At 73.1% G+C, this 25,657-nt stretch carries 31 protein-coding genes and 1 pseudogene; 21 read left to right on the forward strand and 11 right to left on the reverse strand.

All coding sequences use genetic code 11. From position 1 onward, the window contains the following. The 3 genes from AC6F7H_RS25680 to AC6F7H_RS25690 form a co-directional block, all read right to left on the reverse strand. Positions 1-180, reverse strand: a complete 180-nt coding sequence (locus AC6F7H_RS25680; protein ID WP_500759327.1) for a hypothetical protein — start codon at positions 178-180, stop codon at positions 1-3. Between the two features lie 89 nt (positions 181-269). Then, entirely contained in the window at positions 270-1,145 is an 876-nt protein-coding gene (locus AC6F7H_RS25685) for an undecaprenyl-diphosphate phosphatase (protein WP_500759328.1), read from the reverse strand. A 225-nt stretch (positions 1,146-1,370) separates the two neighbouring features. Beyond that, complete coding sequence (locus tag AC6F7H_RS25690) at positions 1,371-2,186, reverse strand: TVP38/TMEM64 family protein (RefSeq protein WP_500759329.1); 816 nt, start codon at positions 2,184-2,186, stop codon at positions 1,371-1,373. A 49-nt stretch (positions 2,187-2,235) separates the two neighbouring features. Here AC6F7H_RS25690 and AC6F7H_RS25695 point away from each other — a divergent pair, with 49 nt between their 5' ends. The 3 genes from AC6F7H_RS25695 to AC6F7H_RS25705 all read left to right on the forward strand — a co-directional run bounded on the left by AC6F7H_RS25695 (position 2,236) and on the right by AC6F7H_RS25705 (position 5,400). Further along, positions 2,236-2,967, forward strand: coding sequence for a DNA alkylation repair protein (locus AC6F7H_RS25695; RefSeq protein ID WP_500759331.1), 732 nt, complete (start codon positions 2,236-2,238; stop codon positions 2,965-2,967). Positions 2,968-3,275: 308 nt separating this feature from the next. Continuing rightward, entirely contained in the window at positions 3,276-4,445 is a 1,170-nt protein-coding gene (gene tuf / locus AC6F7H_RS25700) for an elongation factor Tu (protein ID WP_500759333.1), read from the forward strand. 109 nt (positions 4,446-4,554) lie between these two features. Further along, the gene (locus AC6F7H_RS25705) at positions 4,555-5,400 is read left to right on the forward strand and encodes a spermidine synthase (protein ID WP_500759335.1); all 846 of its coding nucleotides are present in this window, start codon (positions 4,555-4,557) and stop codon (positions 5,398-5,400) included. Here AC6F7H_RS25705 and AC6F7H_RS25710 read toward each other — a convergent pair. After that, positions 5,362-6,654 carry an MFS transporter gene (locus AC6F7H_RS25710; RefSeq protein ID WP_500759337.1) on the reverse strand — a complete coding sequence of 431 codons (1,293 nt, stop codon included), beginning with the start codon at positions 6,652-6,654 and terminating at the stop codon, positions 5,362-5,364. The two genes, AC6F7H_RS25705 and AC6F7H_RS25710, sit on opposite strands and share 39 nt — an antisense overlap. A gap of 92 nt (positions 6,655-6,746) precedes the next feature. After that, positions 6,747-7,751, reverse strand: a complete 1,005-nt coding sequence (locus tag AC6F7H_RS25715) for a DUF8017 domain-containing protein (RefSeq protein ID WP_500759338.1) — start codon at positions 7,749-7,751, stop codon at positions 6,747-6,749. A gap of 180 nt (positions 7,752-7,931) precedes the next feature. Between AC6F7H_RS25715 and AC6F7H_RS25720 the strand changes: the two genes are divergently transcribed. Next, positions 7,932-8,369, forward strand: coding sequence for a DUF4442 domain-containing protein (locus AC6F7H_RS25720; RefSeq protein ID WP_109381061.1), 438 nt, complete (start codon positions 7,932-7,934; stop codon positions 8,367-8,369). 36 nt (positions 8,370-8,405) lie between these two features. Here the strand turns inward: AC6F7H_RS25720 and AC6F7H_RS25725 are convergent, their stop codons facing one another. Continuing rightward, entirely contained in the window at positions 8,406-8,870 is a 465-nt protein-coding gene (locus tag AC6F7H_RS25725; protein WP_500762054.1) for a cyclic nucleotide-binding domain-containing protein, read from the reverse strand. A gap of 274 nt (positions 8,871-9,144) precedes the next feature. Here AC6F7H_RS25725 and AC6F7H_RS25730 point away from each other — a divergent pair, with 274 nt between their 5' ends. After that, positions 9,145-10,053 (forward strand): universal stress protein, encoded by a 909-nt coding sequence (locus tag AC6F7H_RS25730; protein ID WP_500759340.1) that lies wholly within the window; start codon positions 9,145-9,147, stop codon positions 10,051-10,053. Positions 10,054-10,127: 74 nt separating this feature from the next. Here AC6F7H_RS25730 and AC6F7H_RS25735 read toward each other — a convergent pair whose 3' ends face one another. Next, on the reverse strand, positions 10,128-10,661 hold the full coding sequence (locus AC6F7H_RS25735; protein ID WP_500759342.1) for a gamma carbonic anhydrase family protein: 534 nt from the start codon (positions 10,659-10,661) through the stop codon (positions 10,128-10,130). A 108-nt stretch (positions 10,662-10,769) separates the two neighbouring features. Between AC6F7H_RS25735 and AC6F7H_RS25740 the strand changes: the two genes are divergently transcribed. The 3 genes from AC6F7H_RS25740 (at position 10,770) to AC6F7H_RS25750 (ending at position 12,856) form a co-directional block, all read left to right on the forward strand. Next, positions 10,770-11,543 (forward strand): acyltransferase, encoded by a 774-nt coding sequence (locus AC6F7H_RS25740; protein ID WP_500759344.1) that lies wholly within the window; start codon positions 10,770-10,772, stop codon positions 11,541-11,543. 139 nt (positions 11,544-11,682) lie between these two features. Beyond that, a complete protein-coding gene (locus AC6F7H_RS25745) occupies positions 11,683-12,255 on the forward strand; it encodes a helix-turn-helix domain-containing protein (protein ID WP_500759347.1) in 573 nt (190 codons plus the stop codon). Between the two features lie 43 nt (positions 12,256-12,298). Next, positions 12,299-12,856, forward strand: a complete 558-nt coding sequence (locus tag AC6F7H_RS25750) for a YbaK/EbsC family protein (RefSeq protein WP_500759348.1) — start codon at positions 12,299-12,301, stop codon at positions 12,854-12,856. A 43-nt stretch (positions 12,857-12,899) separates the two neighbouring features. Here AC6F7H_RS25750 and AC6F7H_RS25755 read toward each other — a convergent pair whose 3' ends face one another. Next, entirely contained in the window at positions 12,900-13,925 is a 1,026-nt protein-coding gene (locus AC6F7H_RS25755) for a cation diffusion facilitator family transporter (RefSeq protein WP_500759350.1), read from the reverse strand. Between the two features lie 61 nt (positions 13,926-13,986). Here AC6F7H_RS25755 and AC6F7H_RS25760 point away from each other — a divergent pair, with 61 nt between their 5' ends. The 3 genes from AC6F7H_RS25760 to pspAB all read left to right on the forward strand — a co-directional run bounded on the left by AC6F7H_RS25760 (position 13,987) and on the right by pspAB (position 16,033). Next, positions 13,987-14,346 (forward strand): ArsR/SmtB family transcription factor, encoded by a 360-nt coding sequence (locus AC6F7H_RS25760; RefSeq protein ID WP_500759353.1) that lies wholly within the window; start codon positions 13,987-13,989, stop codon positions 14,344-14,346. Between the two features lie 147 nt (positions 14,347-14,493). Continuing rightward, positions 14,494-15,408, forward strand: a complete 915-nt coding sequence (gene htpX / locus AC6F7H_RS25765) for a zinc metalloprotease HtpX (protein ID WP_500759355.1) — start codon at positions 14,494-14,496, stop codon at positions 15,406-15,408. A gap of 22 nt (positions 15,409-15,430) precedes the next feature. Next, entirely contained in the window at positions 15,431-16,033 is a 603-nt protein-coding gene (pspAB, locus tag AC6F7H_RS25770) for a PspA-associated protein PspAB (RefSeq protein ID WP_500759357.1), read from the forward strand. A 24-nt stretch (positions 16,034-16,057) separates the two neighbouring features. Here pspAB and AC6F7H_RS25775 read toward each other — a convergent pair whose 3' ends face one another. Further along, positions 16,058-16,465 (reverse strand): CoA-binding protein, encoded by a 408-nt coding sequence (locus AC6F7H_RS25775; RefSeq protein WP_500759359.1) that lies wholly within the window; start codon positions 16,463-16,465, stop codon positions 16,058-16,060. 106 nt (positions 16,466-16,571) lie between these two features. Between AC6F7H_RS25775 and AC6F7H_RS25780 the strand changes: the two genes are divergently transcribed. Genes AC6F7H_RS25780 through AC6F7H_RS25790 form a run of 3 tightly spaced genes read left to right on the forward strand, consistent with a single transcriptional unit; the run spans position 16,572 to position 18,535 of the window. After that, positions 16,572-17,336: a hypothetical protein gene (locus tag AC6F7H_RS25780; RefSeq protein WP_500759361.1), complete on the forward strand. Its 765-nt coding sequence runs from the start codon at positions 16,572-16,574 to the stop codon at positions 17,334-17,336. Further along, positions 17,333-17,899, forward strand: coding sequence for a SixA phosphatase family protein (locus AC6F7H_RS25785; RefSeq protein ID WP_500759363.1), 567 nt, complete (start codon positions 17,333-17,335; stop codon positions 17,897-17,899). Before AC6F7H_RS25780 ends, AC6F7H_RS25785 begins: the two co-directional genes overlap by 4 nt. Before the next feature lie 9 nt (positions 17,900-17,908). After that, complete coding sequence (locus AC6F7H_RS25790) at positions 17,909-18,535, forward strand: YigZ family protein (protein ID WP_500759365.1); 627 nt, start codon at positions 17,909-17,911, stop codon at positions 18,533-18,535. A 110-nt stretch (positions 18,536-18,645) separates the two neighbouring features. On the opposite strand, the pseudogene AC6F7H_RS25795 reads toward AC6F7H_RS25790, so the two are convergent. Both AC6F7H_RS25795 and AC6F7H_RS25800 read right to left on the reverse strand, forming a co-directional pair. Continuing rightward, positions 18,646-18,858: pseudogene (locus AC6F7H_RS25795) on the reverse strand (CBS domain-containing protein); the annotation flags it as partial. A gap of 81 nt (positions 18,859-18,939) precedes the next feature. After that, positions 18,940-19,791 (reverse strand): CBS domain-containing protein, encoded by an 852-nt coding sequence (locus tag AC6F7H_RS25800; RefSeq protein WP_500759367.1) that lies wholly within the window; start codon positions 19,789-19,791, stop codon positions 18,940-18,942. Positions 19,792-20,015: 224 nt separating this feature from the next. On the opposite strand from AC6F7H_RS25800, the gene AC6F7H_RS25805 reads away from it, so the two are divergent. The 7 genes from AC6F7H_RS25805 to AC6F7H_RS25835 are packed head-to-tail and all read left to right on the forward strand — an operon-like array spanning position 20,016 to position 25,635. Continuing rightward, positions 20,016-20,435 (forward strand): hypothetical protein, encoded by a 420-nt coding sequence (locus tag AC6F7H_RS25805; RefSeq protein ID WP_500759369.1) that lies wholly within the window; start codon positions 20,016-20,018, stop codon positions 20,433-20,435. Beyond that, a complete protein-coding gene (locus AC6F7H_RS25810; protein ID WP_500759371.1) occupies positions 20,432-21,364 on the forward strand; it encodes a hypothetical protein in 933 nt (310 codons plus the stop codon). The genes AC6F7H_RS25805 and AC6F7H_RS25810 overlap by 4 nt, the downstream gene beginning before the upstream one ends. A 4-nt stretch (positions 21,365-21,368) precedes the next feature. Continuing rightward, positions 21,369-22,748, forward strand: coding sequence for a V-type ATPase 116kDa subunit family protein (locus tag AC6F7H_RS25815; protein WP_500759373.1), 1,380 nt, complete (start codon positions 21,369-21,371; stop codon positions 22,746-22,748). Continuing rightward, complete coding sequence (locus AC6F7H_RS25820) at positions 22,745-23,167, forward strand: ATP synthase subunit C (RefSeq protein ID WP_500759375.1); 423 nt, start codon at positions 22,745-22,747, stop codon at positions 23,165-23,167. Before AC6F7H_RS25815 ends, AC6F7H_RS25820 begins: the two co-directional genes overlap by 4 nt. 10 nt (positions 23,168-23,177) lie before the next feature. Continuing rightward, entirely contained in the window at positions 23,178-23,390 is a 213-nt protein-coding gene (locus tag AC6F7H_RS25825) for a V-type ATP synthase subunit F (RefSeq protein WP_500759377.1), read from the forward strand. Continuing rightward, positions 23,387-23,914, forward strand: a complete 528-nt coding sequence (locus AC6F7H_RS25830) for a hypothetical protein (RefSeq protein WP_500759379.1) — start codon at positions 23,387-23,389, stop codon at positions 23,912-23,914. The genes AC6F7H_RS25825 and AC6F7H_RS25830 overlap by 4 nt, the downstream gene beginning before the upstream one ends. Next, the gene (locus tag AC6F7H_RS25835; protein WP_500759381.1) at positions 23,902-25,635 is read left to right on the forward strand and encodes a V-type ATP synthase subunit A; all 1,734 of its coding nucleotides are present in this window, start codon (positions 23,902-23,904) and stop codon (positions 25,633-25,635) included. The genes AC6F7H_RS25830 and AC6F7H_RS25835 overlap by 13 nt, the downstream gene beginning before the upstream one ends. The last annotated feature ends 22 nt before the right edge of the window (positions 25,636-25,657 follow it).

The following is a 25,657-nucleotide window of genomic DNA, read 5'->3' on the forward strand; positions in this document are numbered from 1 at the left end:
TCAGGCCGCCTTGACGACCTGGCCTCGGATCGCCGCCGCCCACTCGACCACCAGGAGCTCGTACTCCGCGCGCTCCTGCGCCGACAGGGATCCGCCCGCGCGCAGCCACAGTGCTCGGATGTGCTCGTTGACCTCAGCGGCAGACCGCACGGAACCAGGGGTCACGGAATCGGGGGACATGCCGACCAGCCTAGGGCCACGCACTGACAGTGCGCTACCGGACGGCTACCCGTCCCGTATGGGTTCGGTCACGTCCCCCGTGAGGACCCTCAGCCCGACGACTCCGCCGCGTGCGGGCTCAGCACACCCATGCTGACCAGGACGATGATGACGATGCCGAGCGCGATGCGGTACCAGACGAACGGCATGAAGCTCTTGGTGGAGATGAACTTCATGAACCACGCGATCACCGCGTACCCGACCGCGAAGGCGACGACCGTCGCGAAGATCGTGGGGCCCCAGGTGACGTGACCGCCGTTGGTGGCGTCCTTCAGTTCGTAGAGCCCGGAGGCGAGCACCGCGGGAATCGCGAGCAGGAAGGAGTAGCGGGCCGCGGCCTCACGCCGGTACCCCATGAACAGGCCGCCGCTGATGGTGGCGCCGGATCGGGAGACACCCGGGATGAGCGCCAGGGCCTGGCAGAACCCGTAGATCAGGCCGTCCTTGACGGTCAGGTCCTTGAGTTCCTTGCCCTGCTTGGGAGTGCGGTGCCGGCCGCCGCTCTCGTCCCGCGCCGCCAACCGGTCGGCGACACCGAGGACGACGCCCATGACGATCAGCATGGTCGCGGTGAGCCGCAGGTCGCGGAACGGCCCTTCGATCTGGTCCTTCAGCGTCAGGCCGAGAACACCGATCGGGATCGAGCCGACGATGACCAGCCAGCCCATCCGCGCGTCGTGGTCCCGACGCATCTCCTTGTCGACGAGCGAGCGGGTCCAGGCCGACAGGATCCGCCCGATGTCCTTGCGGAAGTAGATGAGCACGGCTGCTTCCGTACCGATCTGGGTGATCGCGGTGAAGGCCGCGCCCGGGTCCTCCCAGCCGGAGAAGGCCGCGGTCAGCCGCAGATGCGCGCTGGAGGAGATGGGAAGGAACTCGGTCAGCCCCTGGACGAGTCCGAGGATGAGAGATTCAAACCAAGACATGAGGCAGCGGTGTCCAAGTGCCGATCGTGGGAAAAGCGGAAAAGGTGACAGGCACGCCGAAGCACGGTGTGCGGTGATCAGGCGTGCCGGGGTCGAAGCGTAGCGCCCCAAGATGACGAACCCGACGCCAGGTGCCACACGGGCCTTCGGCCCCTGAAGCCGACGCGATGGTGCCGAAACGGCCATGACGTGGCGGCGGCGGATCCTCCCGGAGTGCCGGAGGCGTCAACGGCCGCGCAGTTGGCGCCGCTTGCGCCACGCGATCACCGCGCCCAGCAGGCCCGGCACGGTGATGCAGGCCAGCGCGATCAGGAAGGCGGGGGACGTCGGTGCCGAGGCGCGGGCGCCGGCGACGGCGTAGGCGGCGGTGTTCGGGATCGAGCCGAGCCCCGTCGCCAGCAGGAACGGCAGCAGGCCCATCCGGGAGACGGCGGCGCAGTAGTTCGAGGCGGCGAACGGCAGCCCCGGGAAGAGCCGAGCCGCCAGCATCGAGCGGAAGCCGTGCCGGCTCAGCTGGTTGTCGGCCGCCTTCAGCCAGCGCCCCCGCAGGAGCGGGCGCAGTGCGTCCTGACCGAGTGCACGGCCGAGGCAGAAGGCCATCCCGGCGCCGAGCACCGTGCCGGACAGGGCGGCACCGAGCCCCAGCTGGCTGCCGAACAGCGCGCCCGCGGCGAGGTTCAGCAGCGGGCGCGGCACGAACGCCACCGTGCACACCCCGTAGGCCACCGCGTACGCCACGACCGCCGCGGCTCCGCCGAGCTGCGGCGGCCAGCCGTCGGTCAGCAGCTTCTGCGGCTCCAGGAGCAGCATCGCCGAGGCCGCGGAGGCGAGCAGCACGCCCAGCAGGGACAGCCGTGACCAGGGCGACAGCAGGGCTCTGGCGCAGCGGGCGGTGAGACCCGTGGCGGGCACGGGCGGGAGCACGGACGCCGACGCGGGGGCGGCCGTGGGGACGGAGACGGCGGCAGCGGTGAGTTCCGTGGCGACGGCCCGGGGAGAGGCCGCCGCGGTGCCCCCAGAGCGGTCGGTGGCATCGAGCATTCGGTGACATTAACCGACGAATATGTCCGGTCGCCGTAGTGTGCGTCTCATGAGCGTCACAGCGGCCGGAACGCCGGGGGTGCCGGGCAGCGGGCTCGCCGACACCGTCCTGGACCGGCTCACCGCCGCCTACGGGGCGGCGGCCGACCCGGAACGGGCCGTCGCCATGCGGACGTACATGAAGGACGTGGCTCCCTTCCTGGGCCTGGCCACCCCGGTCCGCCGCGCCCTGTCCCGCACCGTGCTGGAGGGCCTGCCCCGACCCGACGAGGCCGACTGCGCCGCGATCGCCCTGCGCTGCTGGGAACTGCCCGAGCGCGAGTACCAGCACTTCGCCGTGGACCTGCTGCGCCGCCACGTGCGCCACTGTTCCTCCGGGTTCCTGCCCGTCGTCCGGCACCTCGTCACCACCGTCCCGTGGTGGGACACCGTCGACCTGCTCGCCGCCCACGTCGTCGGCGCGCTGGTCGCGGCCGACCCCGCACTCACGACGGACATGGACGACTGGATCGGCGACGGCGACCTGTGGCTCGCCCGCACCGCCCTGCTCCACCAGCTGCGCTTCAAGGAGCGCACCGACACCGGGCGCCTCTTCGGGTACTGCCTGCGCCACTCCGGCCACCAGGACTTCTTCGTCCGCAAGGCGATCGGCTGGTGCCTGCGCGAGTACGCCAAGACCGACCCGGACGCCGTACGGGCCTTCCTGGCGCGCGAGCAGGAGCGGTTCGCGCCGCTGTCCGTACGCGAGGCGCTGAGGACTCCGAACAACACCGCCGTGTGACCGCCCGGCTTCCGCGACCTCGCGGAAAACCATTCGACGCGGGGCGGGTCGTCGGAAATGATCGACGCCATGTTCCGGTACGCCTTCCACCTCGCAGCATCCGCGGTCGCGGATGCCCCGGAGGCTGCCGTTCCCGCTTTCCTCGCCGCTGTCGACGGCGCCCGAAGCTGACCCTCCCCGGATCGTCCGGCGGACCCCCAGGGGGAGGGTCGGCCAGGTTTCCGGGGTCCCCGCACCGGCCGCGCGCCGATCCGCCGCGCGGCCGGGGCCGATCACGCATCACCATCGAGAGGCTTCGAGGTACCGCCATGTCCAAGACGGCGTACGTCCGCACCAAACCGCATCTGAACATCGGCACGATGGGCCATGTCGACCACGGCAAGACCACCCTGACCGCCGCCATCACCAAGGTCCTCGCCGAGCGCGGCTCCGGCGGTTTCGTCCCGTTCGACCGCATCGACCGGGCGCCGGAGGAGGCCGCGCGCGGCATCACCATCAACATCGCGCACGTCGAGTACGAGACCGACACCCGCCACTACGCGCACGTCGACATGCCCGGCCACGCCGACTACGTCAAGAACATGGTCACCGGAGCCGCGCAGCTCGACGGGGCGATCCTCGTCGTCTCCGCGCTCGACGGGATCATGCCGCAGACCGCCGAACACGTCCTGCTGGCCCGCCAGGTGGGCGTCGACCACATCGTGGTGGCCCTCAACAAGGCCGACGCCGGCGACGAGGAACTGACCGACCTGGTCGAGCTGGAGATCCGCGAACTGCTCTCCGCGCACGGCTACGGCGGTGACTCCGCGCCCGTCGTACGGGTTTCGGGACTCAGGGCGCTGGAGGGCGACCCGCGCTGGACCGCGTCGATCGACGCGCTGCTCGACGCGGTGGACACCTATGTGCCCGTGCCCGAGCGGTACGTGGACGCGCCGTTCCTGCTGCCGGTGGAGAACGTGCTCACCATCACCGGCCGGGGGACCGTGGTCACCGGCGCGGTGGAGCGCGGCACGGTCCGCCTCGGCGACCGCGTCGAGGTGCTCGGCGCCGGGCTGGAGTCGGTGGTCACCGGCCTGGAGACCTTCGGCAAGCCGATGGAGGAGGCGCAGGCCGGGGACAACGTGGCGCTGCTGCTGCGCGGGGTGCCGCGGGACGCGGTGCGACGCGGGCACGTGGTGGCCGCCCCGGGCAGTGTGGTGCCCAGCGGGAGCTTCACGGCGCGGGTGTACGTGCTGTCGGCCCGGGAGGGCGGCCGTACGACACCGGTGGCGACCGGGTACCGGCCGCAGTTCTACATCCGCACCGCGGACGTCGTCGGCGACGTCGGCCTTGGTGAGGTGGCGGTCGCCCGGCCCGGCGACACGGTGACGATGACCGTGCGGCTGGGGCGCGAGGTGCCGCTGGAGCCGGGGCTCGGCTTCGCGATCCGCGAGGGCGGTCGCACGGTCGGCGCCGGGACGGTGACGACCGTCGGCTGAACGGCGGGCGGCGACGGCCGTCCGAGAGGTGGTGCCGGGTGCCTGCCCCACCCCGTGCACGGGGTGGGGCAGGCACCCGACCGGTGTCACGACGGCACAATGGGGGACTGTGAACGAGCCGATACCCGTGACCCGTGCCGTCGGTCACGGCACCGCGAAGCTGATGCCCGACGTCGACCGTGAGCGGGCCTGGTTGCTGACGGTCGACGGGGCGCCGCAGTCGTACGTCGACCTGGACGATCCGGCTCATCTGGAGTTCGAGTACATCCGGCGGCTCGGGCACGTCCTGGACACCCTCGCCGAGCCGGGGCACCCGCTGGACGCGATCCACCTCGGTGGCGGCGGGCTCACCCTGCCCCGTTACCTGGCCGCGACCCGCCCCGGCTCCCGGCAGGACGTCGTCGAGTTCGACGGGGAACTGCTGGACCTGGTCGCCGAGCAGTTGCCGCTGCCCGAGGGGGCGGATGTCACGCTGCACGCGGCGGACGCCCGCGCCTGGCTGGAGGCCGCTCCCGACGCCTGCGCGGACGTCCTCGTCGCCGACGTCTTCGGCGGCTCACGGGTTCCGGCGCACCTGACCTCCGTCGCCTACGCCCATGAGGCAGCGCGCGTCCTGCGGGACGGCGGCGTCTACCTCGGCAACCTCGCCGACGCGGCCCCGTTCGCCTTTCTGCGCTCCCAACTGGCCACGCTCGGCACGGTCTTCGAGGAGCTGGTGCTGATCGCCGAGCCGGGAGTCCTGCGCGGACGCCGCTTCGGCAACGCCGTACTGGCCGCCGCGCACCGCCCCCTCGACATCGCCGCCCTGGCCCGGCGCACCGCCGCCGACGTCTTCCCCGCCCGCGTCGAGCACGGCGCGGCCCTGCGGGACTTCACCGGAGGGGCGAGGCCGGTGCGGGACGAGGACGCCGTACCGTCACCCGAGCCCCCCGACGGGGCGTTCGACATCGGCTGACTCGGTGCCCCGGACCGCCCCGGCGACGGGCACGGTCCGGCGGCGCAGGTTGCGCACGTCCGGCACGCACAGCACCGCCGCCGTGACCACGACGACCAGCGCCGCGCAGCCCCACAGCGCCTCCGTGCGGCCGAACGCCGACTCGGCGGGGCCCGCCAGCGCCATCGTGGCCGGCACCAGCGCCACCGAGCCGAACCAGTCGTAGGCCGACACCCGGGAGAGTTTCTCCTCCGGTATCTCCTGGTGCAGGGCCGTCATCCAGGAGACGCCGAACACCTCCACGGTCACCCCGGTCACGCACATCACCGCACACAGCACCGCCACCGGTACCGGAACGGCGAGCGCGGCGGACGGCAGGGCCAGCGGGAACACGCACAGGGTGCCGACGAACAGCAGGCGGCGCGGTTTCCAGCGCGTCATCAGCAGCGCGCCCAGCACCGTGCCCCCGCCGAAGAAGGCCAGGGCCAGGCCCCACGGCGCGGCACCGCCCAGATGGTCCCGGGCCACGAGCGGACCGTAGACCGCGTCGGCGGCACCGACGACCGCGTTGGCGACGGAGAACTGGACGACGATGCCCCACAGCCAGGGCCGGCCGGAGAACTCCCGCCACCCGTCCCGGAGGTCGGCGAGTAGACCGCCGCCCGGCGCACGCGGCGGGATGTGCTTCACGTCGAGGAAGGTGCGCAGCGCCGCCGCGACCGCGAAGGCGGCCGCGTCCGCCGCGAGCACCCAGCCCGGCCCCATCGCGGCGATCATGAGGCCGCCCAGGGCGGCGCCGCCGAGCGTCGCGCCCTGCATCGCCATCCGGAACACCGCGAACGCCCGGCCGGCCTGTTCGCCCTCGACCGAGGAGAGCAGCATGCCCTCGGCGGCGGGGCCGAAGAACGCCTGGCCGACTCCGCCCAGGCCACTGAGCAGCATCATCTGCCACAGCTGGGCCTCACCGGCCAGGACGAGGGCCGCGAACGCGGCCTGCGAGAGGCAGTTCAGGACATTGGCCGCGACCATCACGTGGTGGCGCGGCAGCCGGTCCGCGACGGCACCGCCGATCAGCAGGAACAGCACCAGCGGCAGGGTGCGGGCGGCGGCCACCAGGCCCACGTCGCCGGCGTCCCCGCCCGCGGCCAGCACCGCGAACGCGGAGGCGATCAGCGCACCGTGACTGCCCAGGCTCGTCACCACCGCGGACGCGGTCAGCAGCGTGTAGTTGCGGCCCGCCCAGGCGGGACGGCGACGGGAATCGATGGTCGGCACACCGTGACTATCGCCGGGGGGCGGCCGACTTGCCAAATGTGCCGAGGGCCGCTCCGCCCGTTTCCCGCCGTCCGCCGTCCGCCACGACCCCGTCACGACTCGGTCGGCGGCTCCTCGGTGAGCCGCACCGTGCTGAGGATCTTCTGCACGGTCTCTTCCGGGATCTCGTCCTTGACGCCCTTGGCGCCGTACAGGTTCCAGGTGACGAAGTCCCCGGCACCGTTCTTGAACGCGAAGGTGATCGCCTTGCCCTCGCTGTCGCACTTGCCGTTCTGCGGCGTGCCCTCCGAGTGCGCGGTGGCGACGCTGCCCTTGAGGCCCGAGGCGGTCGTGTACGCCTTCGGCTTCTCCGCCTTCACGCTCTTCTTGTCGGGCTGGGTGTAACCGCCGAAGATCCACCACGGCACACGGGTCTCCGCCGCCATGTCAGTGGTCTTGGCGCCGTTCTCACCACGGGTTCCGGCGGTGACGAGGGAGGTGTTCTCCTCGCGGCCGTCCTTGTCGTCGTCGCTCGTGCACCACTTGGACTTCAGATAGGCCGGGGCGGTGACGGTGGTGCGGTCCGTCTCACCGTCCTCCTCCTCCCATTCGAAGCCCACGCTGGTGCCGGGGGTCTCTATCTCCCAGTCGGCCGGGACGTCGAACTTGGTGCCGAAACGGGTGTTCGTGACGACCTGCCAGCCCGGAACGGTCGCCTTCTCCGCTTCACCGCCCCGCGGGTTGTCCTCGGAGCCAGAGCCGGATTCGGATGTGCTCGGCTCCGCGGACGCGCTCACGGACGGCTCCTCGTCCTTCTTGTCGGCCGTGTCGTCCTTGCCGCCGCCCAGCACCAGGAAACCGGTGACGCCGGCGGCCACGACGACAGCCGTCGCCGCCACGACGGCCACCAGCTTCGTCCGGTTCCCGCCGCCCCCGCCCTGCGGCGGCTGGGGCATGCCCACAGTGGCCGGCGCCCCCCACTGCTGCTGTGCGTAGGGGTTGGGCTGCTGGGCGCCGGGCTGCTGATACGGATTCGGCTGCTGGTATCCCGGCTGCTGATACGGATTGTTCGACTGCGGGTTCTGCTCGCCCCCGGGCGGCTGGTTTCCTGGCCACATGGTCAGCCACCCTAGTCCCGCCAGGGAAACGATTAGGTCACTGCCCTTTGACAGGGACGTAGCAACCAGGGGGGTGAGCGCCGCGCGGCGGGCCGCCGGTGCGGGCCGTCGGAGAGCGGGCCCAGAGCCTGGCCGGCATGTTCTACTCATGGGTAACATGCGGCCATGAGCCAAGACCAGATGACCATCGGCGAGATGCTCGCCGCCACGGTGCCCATGGCCCGGACCCTCAACCTCGAGTTCCTGGAGACCACTTCGGAACGGGCCGTGGTGTCCCTGCCGGATCAGGGCGACTACCACAACCACGTGGGCGGTCCGCACGCCGGTGCCATGTTCACCCTCGGTGAGTCGGCGAGCGGCGCCATCGTGCTCGCCGCCTTCGGGGACCAGCTCGCGCGAGCCGTACCACTGGCGGTCCGCGCCGAGATCGCCTACAAGAAGCTGGCGATGGGCCCGGTCACCGCCACCGCGACCCTCGGCCGCCCGGCCGCCGAGGTCGTGGCGGAACTGGACGAGGGCCGGCGTCCCGAGTTCCCGGTGTCGGTCGCCATCCGGCGCGAGGACGGCGCCGTGACCGGGGAGATGACGGTCGTCTGGACCCTCCGACCCAACGGCTGACCAGGGGAACGGGTGGGCGGCGGTGGCGGGTTCGGTTCAGACGCCGCTGCCCGCCCCGTAAGGGCCGTACAGGTCCAGCAGCCGGATCCGGGCGGCGTGCAGCCGGTGGGCGACCACGTTGCCCACCCACTGGGAGAGGTCCCGCCCGAGGGCCGGCTCCTCCCCGCTCAGCGCGTGGACCGTCGCGGCGTCGAACTCGTAGGCCCGCACCGGAGTGGCCGCCTCGGCGCCCAGATGCCAGACGTGCGGGCGGTACAGCCAGGACCAGCCGACGAGTTCGTTGTGGCCGAGACGTTCGATGACGGCGGCCCGGCGGCCGGGCACGTGCATGTCGAGTTCGACGGTGCCGGTACGGACCACCCAGAACCGGTCCGCGTGACCACCCTCCTCGAACAGCCGGGCCCCTTGCGGGAAGGACACCTCCCGAGCGGTCTGCAGGAGTTTCACCCGGTGCTCGGCGGGCAGAGCGCGCGGCATGCTGGGGGACGGGGGAGCGGACATCATCGCGGGCCTCCCATACGAGGTGCGGGAACTGTCGTTGTGATCCCAGCGTCCTGCGGAACCCCGGCCGTGGCCATGGGCCGTACGGCCCTGATGCTTCACGTCCGTCCCGCGCGAGGCCGCTCCCGCACGCCGCTGGAACCCGGTGGCCCGGCCGTTCCCTTCTCCATGGGGCGGGACCTTCGGCACCCGTGGGGGACCTGCGGCCCCTGCCGTCAGGCTATTCTCCCGCCCGACGCTGTGGATGATCCACCGACAACAGGAGGCGCACGTCATGTCCCGCACCATCACGGTCGGCTTCGACGGTTCGGCCGAGAGCCGGGCCGCGGCCGAATGGGCGGCCCGCGAGGCGAAGCTCCGTGGTCTGCCGCTGCGGCTGCTCGAGGTCCGCGAGCCCCTTCCGGAGCCTGCGGCCCGGGCACCGTTCCCCGGCGCGGAGAGCTCCTCCGCCGCCGACTGGGACAGTGCGCGGCGTGAGACCGCCGAGGGGCTGCGGCTGCGCCACCCCGGCATCGAGGTCGCCGCGGAGCAGGCCGCCGGCCGGCCCCACGAGGTGCTCGCCGAGGCGGCCGAGGACGCCGAACTGCTCGTGCTGGGCTCCCGGGGGATGGGCGCCTTCGCCGGATTCCTGGTCGGCTCCGTCGGCCTCGCCGTCGTGGCCCGTGCCGAGCGGCCCGTCGTCCTGGTCCGCGCCGGGGAGCAGGCCGCCGACGAGCACGAGCCGGACCCCACGGGCATCCCGTCCGCCGCGACCCGCTACCGGCCCGTCCTCCTCGGCGTGGACGCCGACCGGCCCGACGACGCGGTGATCCGGTTCGCGTTCGCCGAGGCGGCCCGCCGGGGCACCGGCCTGCGCGTCGTGCACGGCTGGAACCTGCCGTCGTACTACGTCCACGGGCTGCCGGCCGACCCGGACACGTACCAGAAGGTCAGCGCGGAGCAGGCCGCGACGCTGACGAAGGCGCTCGTCCCCTGGCGAGCGGAGTTCGGGGACGTCGAGGTGACGGAGGAGTCCTTCGGCGGCAGCCCGTCCATCCGGCTGATCGAGGCGTCCCGGGAGTCCTCGCTCGTCGTGGTCGGGCGCCGCATCCGCCGGAACCCGTTCGGCATCCGCGTCGGACCCATCGCCCACGCCGTGCTGCACCACTCCGCGGCGCCCGTCGCCGTCGTCGCGCACGACTGATCCGGCAGAAGACGGGATCGGGGAGGGCGCACCGTCCGACGCGCACGGGCGCCGGACGGTGCCCCGGTCCCGCCCTAGGGCGTGCCGTGCGCGTCGCGGTGCGCCTTCGCCAGTTCCGCGTACCTCGTCCCGTTGAGCGTCAGTCCCGCACGCTCCTCCTCCGTGAGCTCCCGCCGGACCTTCGCCGGGACCCCCGCGACGAGGGAGCCCGGCGGCACCTCCATGCCCTGCGGCACCAGCGCCTGTGCGGCCACCAGGGAACCGGCGCCGATCACCGCGCCGTTGAGCACCGTGGCGCCCATGCCGATCAGGCAGTCGTCCCCGACCGTCGCCCCGTGCACCACGGCATTGTGCCCGATGGAGACCCGCTCGCCGACGGTGACGGGGAAGCCGGGGTCGGCGTGCAGCGTGCAGTTGTCCTGGACGTTGCTGCTCGCGCCGACGGAGATGCTCTCCACGTCACCGCGCAGGACCGCGCCGTACCAGACACTGGTGCCCGCCCGCAGTGTCACGTCCCCGATCACCGTGGCGGTGGGTGCCACGAAGGCCTCCTGGTCCACCTGCGGCTCCCTGCCGCCGATACCGGTGATCAGTGCCCTGTGCGTCATCGTCGCCTCCTGGTCGGGTGATGTCAGGCACCGTACGCCGGCACGGTGGGGTGAAGATCACAGGGCGTCCGGCTCTTCGGCGGCGCGCCCGCCGACTACGGTGAGCGGGTGCCGAAGAGCAGGAACACGTTCTCGTCCTGGCTGCGCCGCCTCGCGCAGCGCGCCGTCCACGCGGGCTGGGCGTGGGCGCAGCGCACGGGCTCGGTGACCGCCGAGCACCCCGGCCGCCTCCGGTTCGGCGCGATGGGAACGGGCACCAGGCTGGCCTTCCCGCTCGGCACCGTCTTCGGTGAGCCCTGGATCCATCTCGGCGCCCACTGCATCATCGGCGAACAGGTCACCCTCACCGCCGGCCTGATGCCCGGTCTGGAGCTGGGCCCCGCCCCGATCCTGCGCCTCGGTGACGGCGTCGTCCTGGGTCGCGGCAGCCATGTCATCGCCGACACCACCGTCACCATCGGCAGCGACTGCTACTTCGGGCCGTACGTCTACATCACGTCCACCAACCACTCCTACGACGATCCCCACGAGCCCATCGGCAAGCAGTGGCCGCGGATGGACCCGGTGGAGATCGGTCCCGGCTGCTGGATCGGCACCGGGGCGGTGATCCTGCCGGGCGCGCGGATCGGGCGGAACGTGGTGGTGGCCGCGGGCGCGGTGGTCCGGGGCACGGTGCCCGACCACGCCGTGGTCGCGGGCGCCCCGGCCCGCGTCGTACGCCGCTGGACTCCGGCCGACGGATGGCAGCCGCCGCTGCGCACTCCGGCGCCGGTGCCGATCCCGGAGGGCATCACCCCGGAGCAACTGCGGGCGCTGGCGACGCTGGACGCCGAGGGCGCCGAGGACGCGGCCCGGCTGGTCGAACTGGAGCCCGAGAGCTGATCCCCGCCCCCAGCGGGCCGGTGGCCAGGGCGAAGACCGCTGCCGCGGCGAGGCGCGCAGTACAGTTCGGTGGACGATCGGGTGCACCGCACCGCAGTCGAACGAGTTGAACGCTGTCATCCGGAATATTGGACGGAACGTGTCGGATCTCGACCTGCTGACCCAGTCGCTGGCGCGCAACGTCAAGCGCTGGCGCACCGAGCGGGCCTTCACCCTGGACGCGCTCGCGGCGCGGGCCGGAGTGAGCCGCGGCATGCTCATCCAGATCGAACAGGCCCGCACCAACCCGAGCATCGGCACCATCGTCAAGATCGGCGACGCGCTCGGCGTCAGCATCACCACCCTGCTCGACTACGAGCGGGGCTCCAGGGTCCGTATCGTCCCCGCCGACCGGGCCGTACGGCTCTGGCACACCGAGGCCGGCAGCTGGAACCGGCTGCTCGCGGGCACCGAGGCCCCCGGACCGGTGGAGATGTGGGACTGGCGTCTCATGCCGGGCGAGAGCAGCGACTCCGACCCGCACCCGGCCGGCACGGTCGAGTTGATCCATGTCACGGCCGGGGAGTTGACGCTCACCGTCGACGGCACGGAGCACCGTGTCCCGGCCGGTGCCAGCGCCTCCTTCGAGGCCGACACCCCGCACACCTACGGCAATCAGGGCGACGAACCCATGGAGATGGTCATGGCGGTCTCGGTCCCGCCCGTGCGCTGAGACGCCCCATCGGCGCCCGCCGAGCGACTGTTACGGTGCCGCCATGCGCGCACCCATCGGCTCCTTCGACCACGCCACCCCCGCCCCCGACTGTCTCGACCAGCTCACCGCGCCGGTCGCCGCGGCCGTCCGTGCCTGGAACGGCAGCGTCCTCGCCGAGCAGATCCTCTACGTCGACACGGACCCGCGCTGGGCCGACACCGCCGTCTTCGTGGAGCACTACGGCCAGGACCTGCTGGAGCGGTCGGCGAACTGCGTGGTGGTGGCGGGCAAGCGCGGCGGCGAAACCACCCTCGCCGCGTGCCTCGTCCTGTCCACCACCCGGGCCGACGTCAACGGAGTCGTGCGCCGCCGACTCGGCGCCCGCAAGGCGTCGTTCGCCCCGATGGACACGGCCACGGGGGAGAGCGGCATGGAGTACGGGGGCATCACCCCGATCGGGCTCCCGGCCGACTGGCCGGTGCTGGTGGACGCGGCCGTCGTCGACCTGCCGTACGTGCTGGTCGGCAGCGGGCGCCGCCAGGGCAAACTGCTCGTGCCGGGCAAGGCCTTCGCCGAACTGCCGGGTGCGGTCGTGCTGGAAGGCCTGGGAGTGGCCTGAGCGGGGCGTCGCGCCCGGCTCAGGCGGAGCCGGGGCGTGCCGGTCACCCCGTCGCGTGGTGGGCCAGGGGCAGGTGCGGGTCCCGCTCGCCGGGGACGGGTTGCGGGTCGGCGTGGACCAGGGCCGCGGTCAGCCGGGGCACGGCGTGCAGCAGGGCGTGCTCGGCGTCGACCGCGATGCGATGGGCCTCCCGCACCGTCGCCCCGCCGTCCACCACGACCGCCACCTCGGCGCGCAGCCGGTGCCCGATCCAGCGCAGCTTCAGCTCGCCCACGCCGCGTACCCCGGGGACCCGGGTCAGTGCCTGCTCCGCCCGGTCCACGAGCGCCGGGTCGACGGCGTCCATCACCCGCCGGAACACCTCCCGCGAGGCGTCCCGCAGCACCAGGGTGATCGCCGCGGTGATCACCAGTCCCACGACGGGGTCCGCGAGCTGCCACCCCAGAGCCGATCCGCCGGCCCCCAGCAGTACGGCGAGTGAGGTGAACCCGTCCGTCCGGGCATGCAGTCCGTCGGCGACCAACGCGGCCGAGCCGATGGCACGGCCGACCCGGATGCGGTAGCGGGCCACCCACTCGTTGCCCGCGAATCCGACGAGTGCGGCCACGGCGACCGCCGGGACGTGGTCCACGGGACGCGGATCGAGCAGCCGGCCCACCGCCGTCCAGCCGGCGAACGCCGCGGAGGCGGCGATCGTCAGCACGATCGCGATGCCGGCCAGGTCCTCGGCCCGGCCGTAGCCGTAGGTGAAACGGCGGGTGGCGGCGCGCCGGCCCAGCACGAAGGCGAGGGCGAGCGGTACGGCGGTCAGCGCGTCCGCGGCGTTGTGCACCGTGTCGCCGAGCAGCGCGACCGAGCCCGAGGCGACCACCACGACCGCCTGGGCCAGCGCCGTCACGCCGAGCACCGCCAGCGAGATCCACAGTGCCCGCAGGCCGCGGGCCGAGGACTCGAGGGCGGAGTCGAGCTTGTCGGCGGTCTCGTGGGAGTGCGGGGCGAGCAGGTGGCGGAGGCGACGGCGCGGGGACGTTCCGGGGTGCGGGTGCGGGTGCTCGTGCCGGAGGCTCACGTGGATCCCCTTCCGGTGGGCGGGGTGGACGGGGTGCCGCCCAGGGGACCATTATGTGCGTATGAGCGCACGCACGCACCTGTCACCTGCGCACGATGCGCACCCGCGCACTCCCGGCGACCAGCAGTTCGCGCTCGCGGCGGAACTCCTCGCCCTGCTCGGTGACCGGACCCGGCTGACCCTGCTGCACACCCTGGCCGGCGGCGAGGCCGACGTCGGCACGCTCACCGAGGTGTGCGGGGCGGCGCGCCCCGCGGTCAGCCAGCACCTGGCACGGCTGCGCCTCGCGGGGCTGGTGGACACGCGGAAGGAGGGCCGCAGAGTGATCTACTCACTGCGTGACGGACATCTGCGCCGGCTGGTGGACGAGGCGCTGAACCTGGCCGACCACCGGATCGGCGGCTCTCCCTCGCACGACTGACGGCAGCAGCGGGTGCAGACGTCTCGTGCCGTGCACATCGGCCCGGGCCGGCGGGTTCCGCGCCGGGCCCCGTCGTGCGGGGAAGGGGCACACTGGCAGGAGAGGGATGTGCAGTGTGGCAGTGCACGTTCACTGGAGGTGATCCGGATGCCCAAGACCCGGTCGCATTCGCGGTACGCCCCGGACCGGGGCCTCACCACCCGCATGGTGACGACGATGTTCCTGATCGGACTGCTCTATGTCGTCTTCGTCGGCGTTCTGCTGGCCCTCCTGAAGAACGCGTGGCCCGTCATCCTGCTGTTCGCGGGCATCCTGTTCGTCGCGCAGTTCTGGTTCAGCGACCGGATCGCGGCCTTCAGCATGGGCGCGCGCGAGGTCACCCCCGAGCAGGCTCCCGGGCTGCACGGCTCCGTGGACCGCATCTGCGCCCTCGCCGACATACCCAAGCCGCGGGTGGCGATCGCCGACAGCGACCTACCGAACGCCTTCGCCACCGGCCGCAACGAGAGAACGGCCCTGGTATGCGTCACCACGGGTCTGCTCCGGCGCCTGGAACCGGAGGAGCTGGAGGGCGTCCTCGCCCATGAGCTGTCGCATGTCGCCCATCGGGACGTCGCCGTGATGACCATCGCCTCGTTCCTGGGTGTCCTGGCCGGCTTCATGACCCGCGCCGCGCTCTACACCGGACTCGGCCGCACCAGCCGCGACAGCACCACCGCCCTCGTGGCAGTCCTGATCCCCCTGGTCAGTGCCGTCGTGTACGTGATCAGCTTCCTGCTGACCCGGCTGCTGTCCCGCTACCGCGAACTGTCCGCCGACCGCTCCGCCGCGTTGCTCACCGGCCGTCCGTCCGCACTCGCGTCCGCACTCACCAAGGTGACCGGCGAGATGGCGAGGATCCCGACGAAGGACCTTCGCCGGGCAGAGCCGTTCAACGCCTTCTGGTTCGCACCGGCCTTCTCCTCCCGGGAGAGCCTGAGCCGGCTGCTCTCCTCCCACCCCACCCTCGAACAGCGCCTCGACCAGCTCGGCCGGATCTCGGCCCAGCTCGGCCGGGCATGACGATGCACGGAGGTGCCGCGCCGTGGGACTCCTCGACACCATCCTCGGCCGCAGCAAACCGGTGCGCCCGGACCTCGACCAGCTCTTCAGCCTGCCCGCGGCCGCGATCACCGTGCAGGCGGGGGCGGGGTTCACACCGACCGGGACCGGATCGGTCTGCTTCGCGAGCGTGGAGGGCGGCGCCTTCGACCAGCTCCAGCAGGAGGTACGGGACCTGCTCGACGCCGACACCGGCCGGGGCGGCACGCCCGTCGAGTACACCAAGGACGCGTACGGGTACACGTGGCTCCTCGTCCGTCAGCCCGCCGACGACACCGCTTCACTGGTCAACGATCTGCACGCCGTCAACACGCTCCTCCAGGACGCCGGCTTCGGCCCGCAACTCCTCTGCTCCCTGATCGGGTTCCAGGCCACGTCGGACCACCGGGCCCTGGCGCTGGTCTATCTCTACAAGCGCGGCACCTTCTACCCGTTCGCGCCGCTCCCCGACGGCACGGAGCGGCGCGACAACGCGTTGGAACTCCAGATCAGGGCGCTCCTCGCGGACGACCTGCGCATCGAGGACGATCTGGCCCGCTGGTTCCCGGTGTGGGGCGCCCCGGGGCTCGCGGGGCCCCGGCCCTGAAGTCTGCCGTCGGCCCGGCCCCGGCTAGCCCAGGCGCGGTATCTCGATCGCCGGGCAGCGGTCCATCACCATGTCCAGGCCCGCCGCGCGGGTCCGCTCGCAGGCCGCCTCGTCGATGACGTCCAGCTGGAACCACACCGCCTTGGCGCCCTTGACGACGGCCTCGTCCGCGACCGCTCCGGCCAGGTCGCTGTTCACGAACACGTCGACGACGTCCACCTCGAAGGGGATGTCCGCGAGTGAGGCGTATCCCTGCTCGCCGTGCACCGTCTCGGCTTTCGGATGCACCGGCACCACCCGCTTGCCGAAGCGCTGCAGCACCTGGGCGACGCCGTACGCCGCGCGCTGCCGGTTCGACGACAGGCCCACCACGGCCCAGGTGTCGCCCAGCCCGGTGAGGATCTTGCGGACCGTTGCCTCGTCGCCGTACACCGTCGGCCTCCTGAAGGGTCGCGGAAGAAGTGTTGCTCCGACAACGGCCGAGTGTGTGCGGAGATTCCCGGCTCAGGAGCCACGGCGGGCCCGAAAAGCGTGCGAGATGCCTGCGCGGGCCCGCTTGTGCGCCTACGCTCGCCTCGTGCTGCGCATCACCGACGCCCGGACCGGCGAACCCGTGGACGCCACCCCCGCCCGGCGGGGCCTCACCCGCGTCGAGGCCCACACGCGCGGATTCGACCCGTCGAACCTGCGGGTGCTGCTCGTCGCCGACCTGCTCGTGCGTGCCCTGGAACTCGGCGGCACCCCGGTGTGGGCGCTGCTCGTGGGCGAACGGGACCTGCCCGAACTGCGCGCGGCGGGCGCGGCCCTCGGCGTACGGCCCTTCGAGGACAGCCGGGACGCCGGCACGGGGCTGGGCGAGGCCCAGGTCCTGCACGTGGTGGGAGAGGGCGGCGAGACACCCGAGGGAGTCCGGGTCGCCGTCGCGCCCGTCCGTCCGGAAGACCCCGGCGCACCGGACGGCACCGACCCGACCGTTCTGCGTCTCGCCCTGCTCGCGCACCCCAGGAACAGCCCGCTGCGGCTCGGCCCGGCCGCCCTGGACGACGCCACCGGCACCCTCGCGCGCTGGCGCGGCGCGGTCGCCGCCTGGGCGCACCGGCCCTCGCGGCCCATCCCCGACGCGGTGCGCGCGGACCTGCGCACCGCCTGGGAGGACGACCTGGACGCGGTCGGCGTCCTCCGCGTGCTGCGGGACGTGGAAACCGCACCGGACCTGCCGGACGGCGCCCGCTTCGAGACGTACGTCTACGCGGACCGGCTGCTCGGCCTCGACCTCGCCCGAGACCTGGGAGCCCCGGCGTGAGCGGGGCGGCGGGGACGACCGGGGCGACCGGGCGCACCGGTGCGGGACGGGCGCGACGGCTGGTCGTCCTGCGGCACGCCAAGTCCGCCTGGCCCGACGGCGTCGCCGACCGGGACCGCCCGCTGGCCGCGCGCGGCCGCCGGGACGCGCCCGCCGCCGGACGCGCGATCGCCGAGACCATCGGCCTGCCCGGTCTCGTGCTGTGCTCCACCGCCGCCCGCACCCGCGAGACCTGGGAGCTGGCGGCGGCGCAGTGGGACACGTCCGTGCCGGTCCGGTACGAACCGAGGCTGTACGCCGCCGACGTCCCCGCGCTCCTGGCCGTGCTGCACGAGGTGCCCACCGATGTCGGCACCCTGCTGCTGATCGGCCACAACCCGGGGCTGGCGGACCTCGTCGTGGCACTGGCGGGCGAGGGCGTGGACGACACGCTCGACCGGGTCCGCACCAAGTTCCCGACCTCCGCGATCGCCGTACTGTCCTGGCGCGGCGCCGGCTGGCCGGACCTCGTCCCCGGCACCGCCCTGCTGACCGCCATGACCGTGCCCCGGGGCGCAGCATAGGCTGGCCGGATGCAGGACGAGTACCGCACCGTCGCCCGCGCGGGTGTGCACGAGACCGAGATCAACCGCTCCCGCTTCCTGTGCGCCCTCGCCCCGGCGGCCACCGAGCAGGAGGCGCAGGAGTTCATCGCCGGCATCCGCAAGGAGCACGCCGACGCCACCCACAACTGCTGGGCGTACGTCATCGGCGCGGACGCCTCCGTCCAGAAGGCCAGCGACGACGGGGAACCCGGTGGCACCGCGGGCGTCCCCATGCTCCAGATGCTGCTGCGCCGCGACATGCGGTACGTCGTCGCGGTCGTCACCCGTTACTACGGAGGTGTCAAGCTCGGCGCGGGCGGGCTGATCCGCGCGTACGGCGGCGCCGTCGGCGAGGCACTGGACACCGTCGGCACGCTCACCCGCCGCCGGTTCCGGCTGGCCGCGGTGACGGTCGACCACCAGCGGGCCGGCAAGATCCAGAACGACCTGCGCTCCACGGGGCGCGTGGTGCGGGACGTGCGCTACGCCGAGGCGGTCACGATCGAGATCGGCCTCCCCGACTCCGACGTGGACGCCTTCCGGTCCTGGCTCGCGGACGCGACCGCCGGGACCGCCCGCTTCGAGCTGGGCGGCGAGGCATACGGGGACGTGTGACCACCATCGATTCACAGTGCGGTCATCGGGTTCAGAACGGGCGCACGGGTTTTGGGCCATGACGGGGTGATACAGGAGTTACCGGCCGTGTTGTCGGACCCGGCCGACACTCTCGCCGGATCGCTGTCGCGGGACTCCTCCTTCAGGAGCAGGTCGGCCTCGGAGACGACACCGATGACGCGCCCCTCTCCCTGGAGCACCGGCATGGTGCTGACCTGCCACTGCTCCATGGTCCGGACGATCTCCTAGAAGGGTGCGTCGCGCCCGACGGCCACGACCGTTCGGGTCATCACATCGCTCACGATGTGCGGGGTTTCAGACACTGCGGACCTCCTGAAGAGGCGGAGGGGCGGTGCGCCCCGGGCTTCCTTGAGGCCCGCCACGTGCTGCTGACCGAACCACGGTCACCCGGGGCCGAGACGGTCGACCACGTCGACCACGTCCTCGATCTCCCGGACCGCGTCCAGAAGTTCGGGCACGAGCTCCGGATCAAGCGTCCCGCTCACGGTGACGACCCCGTTCTCCACCGTCACGTCGACGGTGTCAGGGCTGACGAAAAGTTCACGGCGCAGGATCCGGGACTCGATCTCCTCACGGATTTCGGTGTCGTCGCGGATGAGTGCCCTGAGCAGGTCGGTGCGGCTGACCGTACCCACGAGCCGGCCCAGGTGGTCCATGACGGGCAAGCGCTTGAAGCGTCCGCGGGCGGCGGTCCAGGCGGCATCAGCCACCAGGTCGCCCGGATGGACGGTGACCGCCGGGTACGTCATGAGGGTGGCCGCAGTCTCACCCCGGCTCTTCTCGTAGAGGTGGCGCTCGCGGAACCTCCCGATGGGGCCCGGCCGGTGCGGGACAGCCATGACGGCGGCCTTGGCGAGCAGGTCGGACTCGGAGACCACACCGATCACATGGTCCTCGCTGTCCACCACGGGTACTGAGCTCAGGTGTTCGCCGGAGAGGGCGCGGGCGACGTCCAGAAACGGTGTGCCGCCGGCGACCGAGACGGCCGGGACGTTCATGACATCGCGTACACGTGGTGCCTGCGGTGCCCGGTCACGGCCCTGCGGCCGGGCGGGGGCCGGGGCCGGTGCTGCCGGAGATTCGCTTGCCCTCGCCTCCGACGCGGAGACGGAGGCGAGGGCACCGAGATAGCGTTGCAGCAGATCCTGGCGGTGCTCTTCCTCCGGTGTCCAGGAGCGGCGGGGAACGGCGCCACGGGCTTCTCGCGCGGCGGCTCGACGTTCGTAGTCACTCACCGCAACCTCCCGACAGGCACAGTCGGTCTCCTACGCGGCCAGTGTCGCATTGATCCCGGGCTCATGCCCTGTGCCCCTCAGCGACCCATACAGCGCGACAGCGCCGACATGAGAGCGGAAACTTGGAACAGGGGCAGACGTGAGGGGAGCCCATGGCGGGATTCCGGGATTTCCTGACGCGTTTTCGTCGTCGGGTGCCGCCCGGCCGTGCGGCACCCGGGGGTGTGCCCGCGGATCGTTCAGCAGAGGCCGCAGCCGAACTGCAGCCGCCGCTCGCGCTGCTGGAGCGGGCGGAGGCCGAGGCACGGGCCGTGCGTGAGCGGGCTGCCCGGGACGCTGCGAGAGTGCGGGCCGAGGCCGCGCGGCAGGCCGAGGAGATCGTGGAACAGGCACGTGCCCGCGCCCACGAGACGCGTGCGGAGGCCGCCGTCCGGACACGCCGCTCCGCCGAGGCCGAGGCGGCCGTGCTCCTCCGTGACGCCGAGCGGGAGGCGACACGCGTATGCCGGCGGGCTGCGGCACGCACACCCGCTCTTGTGGACCGTGTGGTCGCACTCGTCATCGAGGAACTCGGCACAGGGGAAGGCGCCCCGCCCCGGGCACTCACCCGGAACGGACAGCCGGGGGAAGAGGACCCGACGTGAGCGCCGGATGGGTGGCCGGGGCCACGCGGGCCCGGACCCTGCGGTCGCGATGCCTCGGCGCGACCGGACTCCGAGAGGTGGCCTCCGCCCCGACACTCGACGCCGCCCTGCACTACCTGGGAGGCACGTCCTACCGGCGCGACCTCGCTCCCGGGGCGTCGCTCGCCGAGGCCCAGCGGGCGGTCGCGGCGACACTGCTGTGGCACCTGCGTGTCCTCGCGGGCTGGCAGCCACGCGGCGGCGCGGTGGTGATCCGGTCGCTGGCGGCAGGGTTCGAGATCTCCAACACCGAGGATCATCTCCGCGGCATGTCCGGAGCGGCTCCAGCCCGGTCCCACCCGCCCTACGTCCTCGGCACGCTGGCGACGGCGTGGCCCCGGCTGTCCCGGACCGGAACGCCGGCTGCGCTCAGGGCCGAACTGGCCACCTCCGTGTGGGGCGACCCCGGCGCCGACACGCCGGCCGCGGTGGCCACCGGGATGCGGGTCTCCGCCGCGGTGCGTACCGCTGACTCCGTGCCCCAGGCCGCCCATTGGGCAGCGGGACGGCTCGCTCTGCTGATCGCGCGTGAGGTGTTCCTCGTCGGCCGCCCGCTGACCGAACCCGCTGCCCGGACGGCCACCCGGCTGCTCGGGCGGGCGACGGTCGCGGCCTCCTCGTTCGCCGGCTTCCGGCGGCGGCTGCCGGAGTCCGCGCGCTGGGCACTGGACGGGCTCGACGCCGCTGAGGACCTGTGGCGGGCGGAGGTCCGGTGGTGGGAACGGCTCGCTCGAGACGGCTCCGAGCTGCTGCGCGCATCCCGCCCCGGCTCCGGGCCGGTGGTGGGTGCGGTCGCGGTGCTGTCCACGGACGCCTGGAGGGTACGCGGGGCATTGGAGCTGGCCGCGCGGGGCGGCGGATCGCCGGAGGCGCTCGATGCTCCGTCCTGATGCCGTGGGTCCTGTCCGCATGCAGCGGGTGGCGATCATCGCTCCCCTGCACGCTGTGCGGGAGGCCCTGGTGCGCGTCGCAGAGGCGGGTTGTGTGGAGCTCGACAGTTCCGACGGCGCAGCGAGGGGGGAGGCGGCCGACCGCCTGCGGCGCCTGCGCTCCGGGCCCGTGAAAGCCGTCGTCAGCGCCAGTCCCCCCGATCTCGACGCCCTGGAGCGCGCGGGCCGGGCCGATCTGCTGGCGGGGGAGGTCCAGCTGGAGGAGCGGCTCTCCGGCATGGTGCGGCACGGTGAGGTCGGGGCGCTCGCCGGCTGGTGCCCCGCCGTCGACGTGCCCGCGACCGCCGAGCGCCTGGCCGGCGCCGGGGCGGCGCTGGTGCCGTTGAAGGCACCGCGCGGGGCCGACCCTCCGACTCTGCTGCGCGACACCGGCGCGATGCGGCGCTCGTTCGTGCCGCTGGTGCGCACCTACGGGACGGTGCCCTACTCCGACCTCGATCCCACGGTGCCCGCAGGCCTTGTGTACGCGGTGATGTTCGGCGTCATGTTCGGCGACGCCGGGCACGGTGCGCTGCTGCTCCTGGCCGCGCTCCTGCTGCGCGCCGGCCGCCCGCGCCGGGCGGCGTCGCTGCGCCCGCTGTGGCCGCTCGTGGCCGGAGCGGGACTGACCAGCACACTGGCCGGGCTGGCCTACGGCGAGTTCTTCGGCCCGACCGGCGTCCTTCCGGTGCTCTGGCTGAACCCGCTGGACGAGCCGATACGGCTGCTGGCCGCGGCCGTCGTGCTCGGCGCCGTCCTCCTGACGCTGGCGTACGGGGCCGGGGCAGTGAACCGCTGGAGGGAGAGCGGGCCGTCCGGTGCCCTCCACGCGGTGTCCGGCATCGCGGGAGGGGCGCTCTACCTCGGGCTCGTCGTGGTCGCCGGAGCTGTCTGGCTGGGCCGCTCGGGGTACGCCCTTGCCGGGGCGGGCATCGCCGTCACGGGGCTGGTTCTGGCCGGAACAGGAATGTATGCCGCCACCGTCGGCGGCCCGGGCGGCGTCGCCCAGACCGGTGTCCAGCTCTTCGACGCCGTCGTACGGATCGGCTCGAACCTTCTGTCCTTCGCGCGGCTGGCCGCCTTCGGGCTCACCCATGCCGCGCTCGGCGGCATCGTGTGGCGCGGCACCACGGCGCTGGCGGGCAAAGGGCCTGCCGCGTCGGCGGCGGCCGTGCTGCTCTTCCTCGTCGGCAACGGCCTGGCCTTCGCGCTGGAGGCGTTGGTCGCCGGGGTGCAGGCGCTGCGGCTGGAGTTCTACGAGCTGTTCTCCCGGGTCTTCGAGACGCAGGGGCGGCCCTTCCGGCCCTGGAAGGTGCCCGTTCAGCGTATGGAGGTGATGTCGTGATCGCCTGGCTCATCGCTCTTCCCGTCATCACGGTGGTCTGGCTCGTCACCCGGCTGCTGGTGCGCCGGTCCGCCCGCACGACCTTGCGGCTGGTCCTGGTCGCCGACGCCCTCCTGTTCGCCGGGGCACTCGCGCTGCTCACGGTGGCCATCGGCGGCGGGGACGCACGAGCCGCCGCCGCAGCCGAGACGGCGCAGAACTCCGGATCCGGCTCCGCCGCACTGATCGGCGCCGCGATCGCGGTGGCCGGAGCCTCGATCGGGGCGTCGATCGCCGTCGCCTACACCGGCGCAGCGGCGCTGGCGACACTCAGCGAGCGGCCCGAGCTCTTCGGCCGGGCCATGGTCATCGTCGGCCTCGCCGAGGGCATCGCCATCTACGGACTGGTCGTCGCGATCATCCTGATCGGAAAGGCCTGACGTGGGACGCGTGGCCGCGATAGGCGAACAGGTGCGGGTGGCCGGCTTCGCGCTGGCCGGAGTCGCCGTGCTCATCGCTGAGGAGCCGGACGCCGTGCGGGCAGCGTGGCGGACCCTTCCCGAGGACATGGAGCTGGTGATCCTCACCCCGGCGGCGGCCGACGCGCTCGGCCCGGAGCCGTCGGAGGCCACCGCGCCGCTGTCCGCGGTGATGCCACCATGAAGGCGCCCGCCCCGGACCGGGTCGAGGGCGCACTCGAACCGGTCCGGGCCGAGCTGCTGCGGGCCGCCCGGGCAGAGGCCGCCGACCTGCTGGACCGAGCCGACCGGGACGCCACGGAGCTCCTCGAACGCGCCCGCGCCGAGGCTCGCGCCCTGCTGGAGGACGCCCACCGCGAGGGGGAGGCCCAAGGAGCCGCTGCCGGACGGGTCATACGCGCGCGGGTCCGGCGAACGGCGCGGGCGCGTGAACTGACCGCCCGCAGGGAGGCGTACGAGGAACTGGGCCGCCGTGCCACCGCCCACGTCCGGGAACTGCGGCACACGGCCGACTACCCGTTGCTGCTGGAGCGGCTGACCCGGCACGCGCGCCGGCTCCTGGGACCGGACGCCGAGACGACCGTGCACTCCGGCGGGGGCCTGGTCGCCCACGCCACCGGCCGGCGGGTCGACTGCACCCTCGATGCCCTGGCCGCGCGGGCGCTGGACCGGCTCGGGGCGGAGGTGGAGAGCTTGTGGGCGCCGTGAACGCCGACCCCACCGCGCGGATCCTGCGGGTCGCCGGACCGCTGGTCGAGGCGGAGTACACCGACGGCACGGCGATGCACGACCTGGTCTTCCTCGGCGAGGCGGGGCTGCCCGGCGAGGTGGTCGCGATCAGCGGTGGCATCGTCACCGTCCAGGTGTACGAGTACACGGGCGGACTCGCCCCCGGAGACCCCGCACGACCGGGCGCGGGACCGCTCTCCGCACGGCTCGGTCCCGGGCTGCTCGGAGGCGTCTTCGACGGCCTGCTCCGGCCGCTCTCCGGCGCGGGTGACCGGCTGGTTCCCGGCACGGACCGGTCCGCCGGTGAGGAGCGCGACTGGCCGTTCGTCCCCGGTGTGGAGGAGGGGGCACGGGTCGCGGAGGGCGAGGTGCTGGGGGAGGTGCGAGGGACGGGACCGGTCCGCGTGCGGGTGCTCGTACCGCCGGGCGTCGCGGGCGTGGTGGAGCGGATCGCGCCGGAGGGAACCTATATACAGGACGCTGTCGCGGCCCGGGTCGACGGCACCGACGTGCGCATCGGCGCCACCTGGCCCGTCCGCCGCCCGCGCCCGGTGCGTGAGCGCGGGGGAGAGCCGGAGGCCCTGAGCACCGGGCAGCGCGTGATCGACCTGCTCTTTCCCGTCGTCCGCGGTGGCACGGTCGCCGTCCCCGGTGGCTTCGGCACCGGAAAGACCATGCTGCTGCAGCAGATCGCCAAGTGGTGCGACGCCGACGTGATCGTCTACGTGGGCTGCGGAGAGCGCGGCAACGAGATGGCGGACGTCATCGCCGAGCTTCCCGAACTGGCGGACCCCCGGACCGGCGGACGGCTCGCCGACCGGACCGTGACCATCGCCAACACCTCCAACATGCCGATGATGGCCCGTGAGGCGAGCATCCACACCGGGGCCACGGTCGCCGAGTACTTCCGGGACATGGGGCTCGACGTCGTGGTCATCGCCGACTCGACCTCGCGGTGGACCGAGGCGCTGCGCGAGTTCGCCTCCCGGACCGGCGCACTGCCCGCCGAGGAGGGGTATCCGGCGGGGCTCGCCTCGGCGATCGCCGCGTTCTACGAGCGTGCGGGAGCCGTGACCACACTCGGCGGCGATCGTGGCTCGGTCACCGTGATCGGCGCGGTCTCCCCGCCGGGCGGCGACATGACCGAACCGGTCACCGCCCACACCGAGCGGTTCGTGCGCTGCCTGTGGTCGCTGGACCGCGACCTCGCCTACGCCCGGCACTACCCGGCCCTGTCCTGGTCGGGATCGTTCTCCCGCGACGCGGCGGCCCTCACCGCCCGCCAAGCGGCGGACGACCCGGCCCGGCCCGCGCGGCGCGCACGCGTGGCCGCCCTGCTCGCCGAGGCGGACCGGCTGGCCGCTCTCGTCGATCTCATCGGCATCACCGCACTGCCCGACCGGGAACGTGTCGGCGTCCTCGCCGGACGGCTCGTCCGCGAGGGCGTCCTCCAGCAGAGCGCCCTGTCGGCCGAGGACGCCTACTGCGGCGCCGGCAAGACCGCCGCGCTGGTCGACGCGGTGCTCGCGGTGGTCGACCGGTGCCGGGAACTCGTCGACTCCGGTGTTCCCGCGGCCGTTCTCGAGGACGTGGACTTCGGTCCGGTGCTCCGGGCCCGCGAGGAGGTCGGCCCGCACGACACCGAGGGCGTGCGGGCACGACGGGACGCCCTGCTCACCCGGCTGCGGGAGGTGCGGTGACATGAGTCGCGGGGACGGAGGC

This window comes from Streptomyces sp. MMS24-W38, from assembly GCF_059889265.1.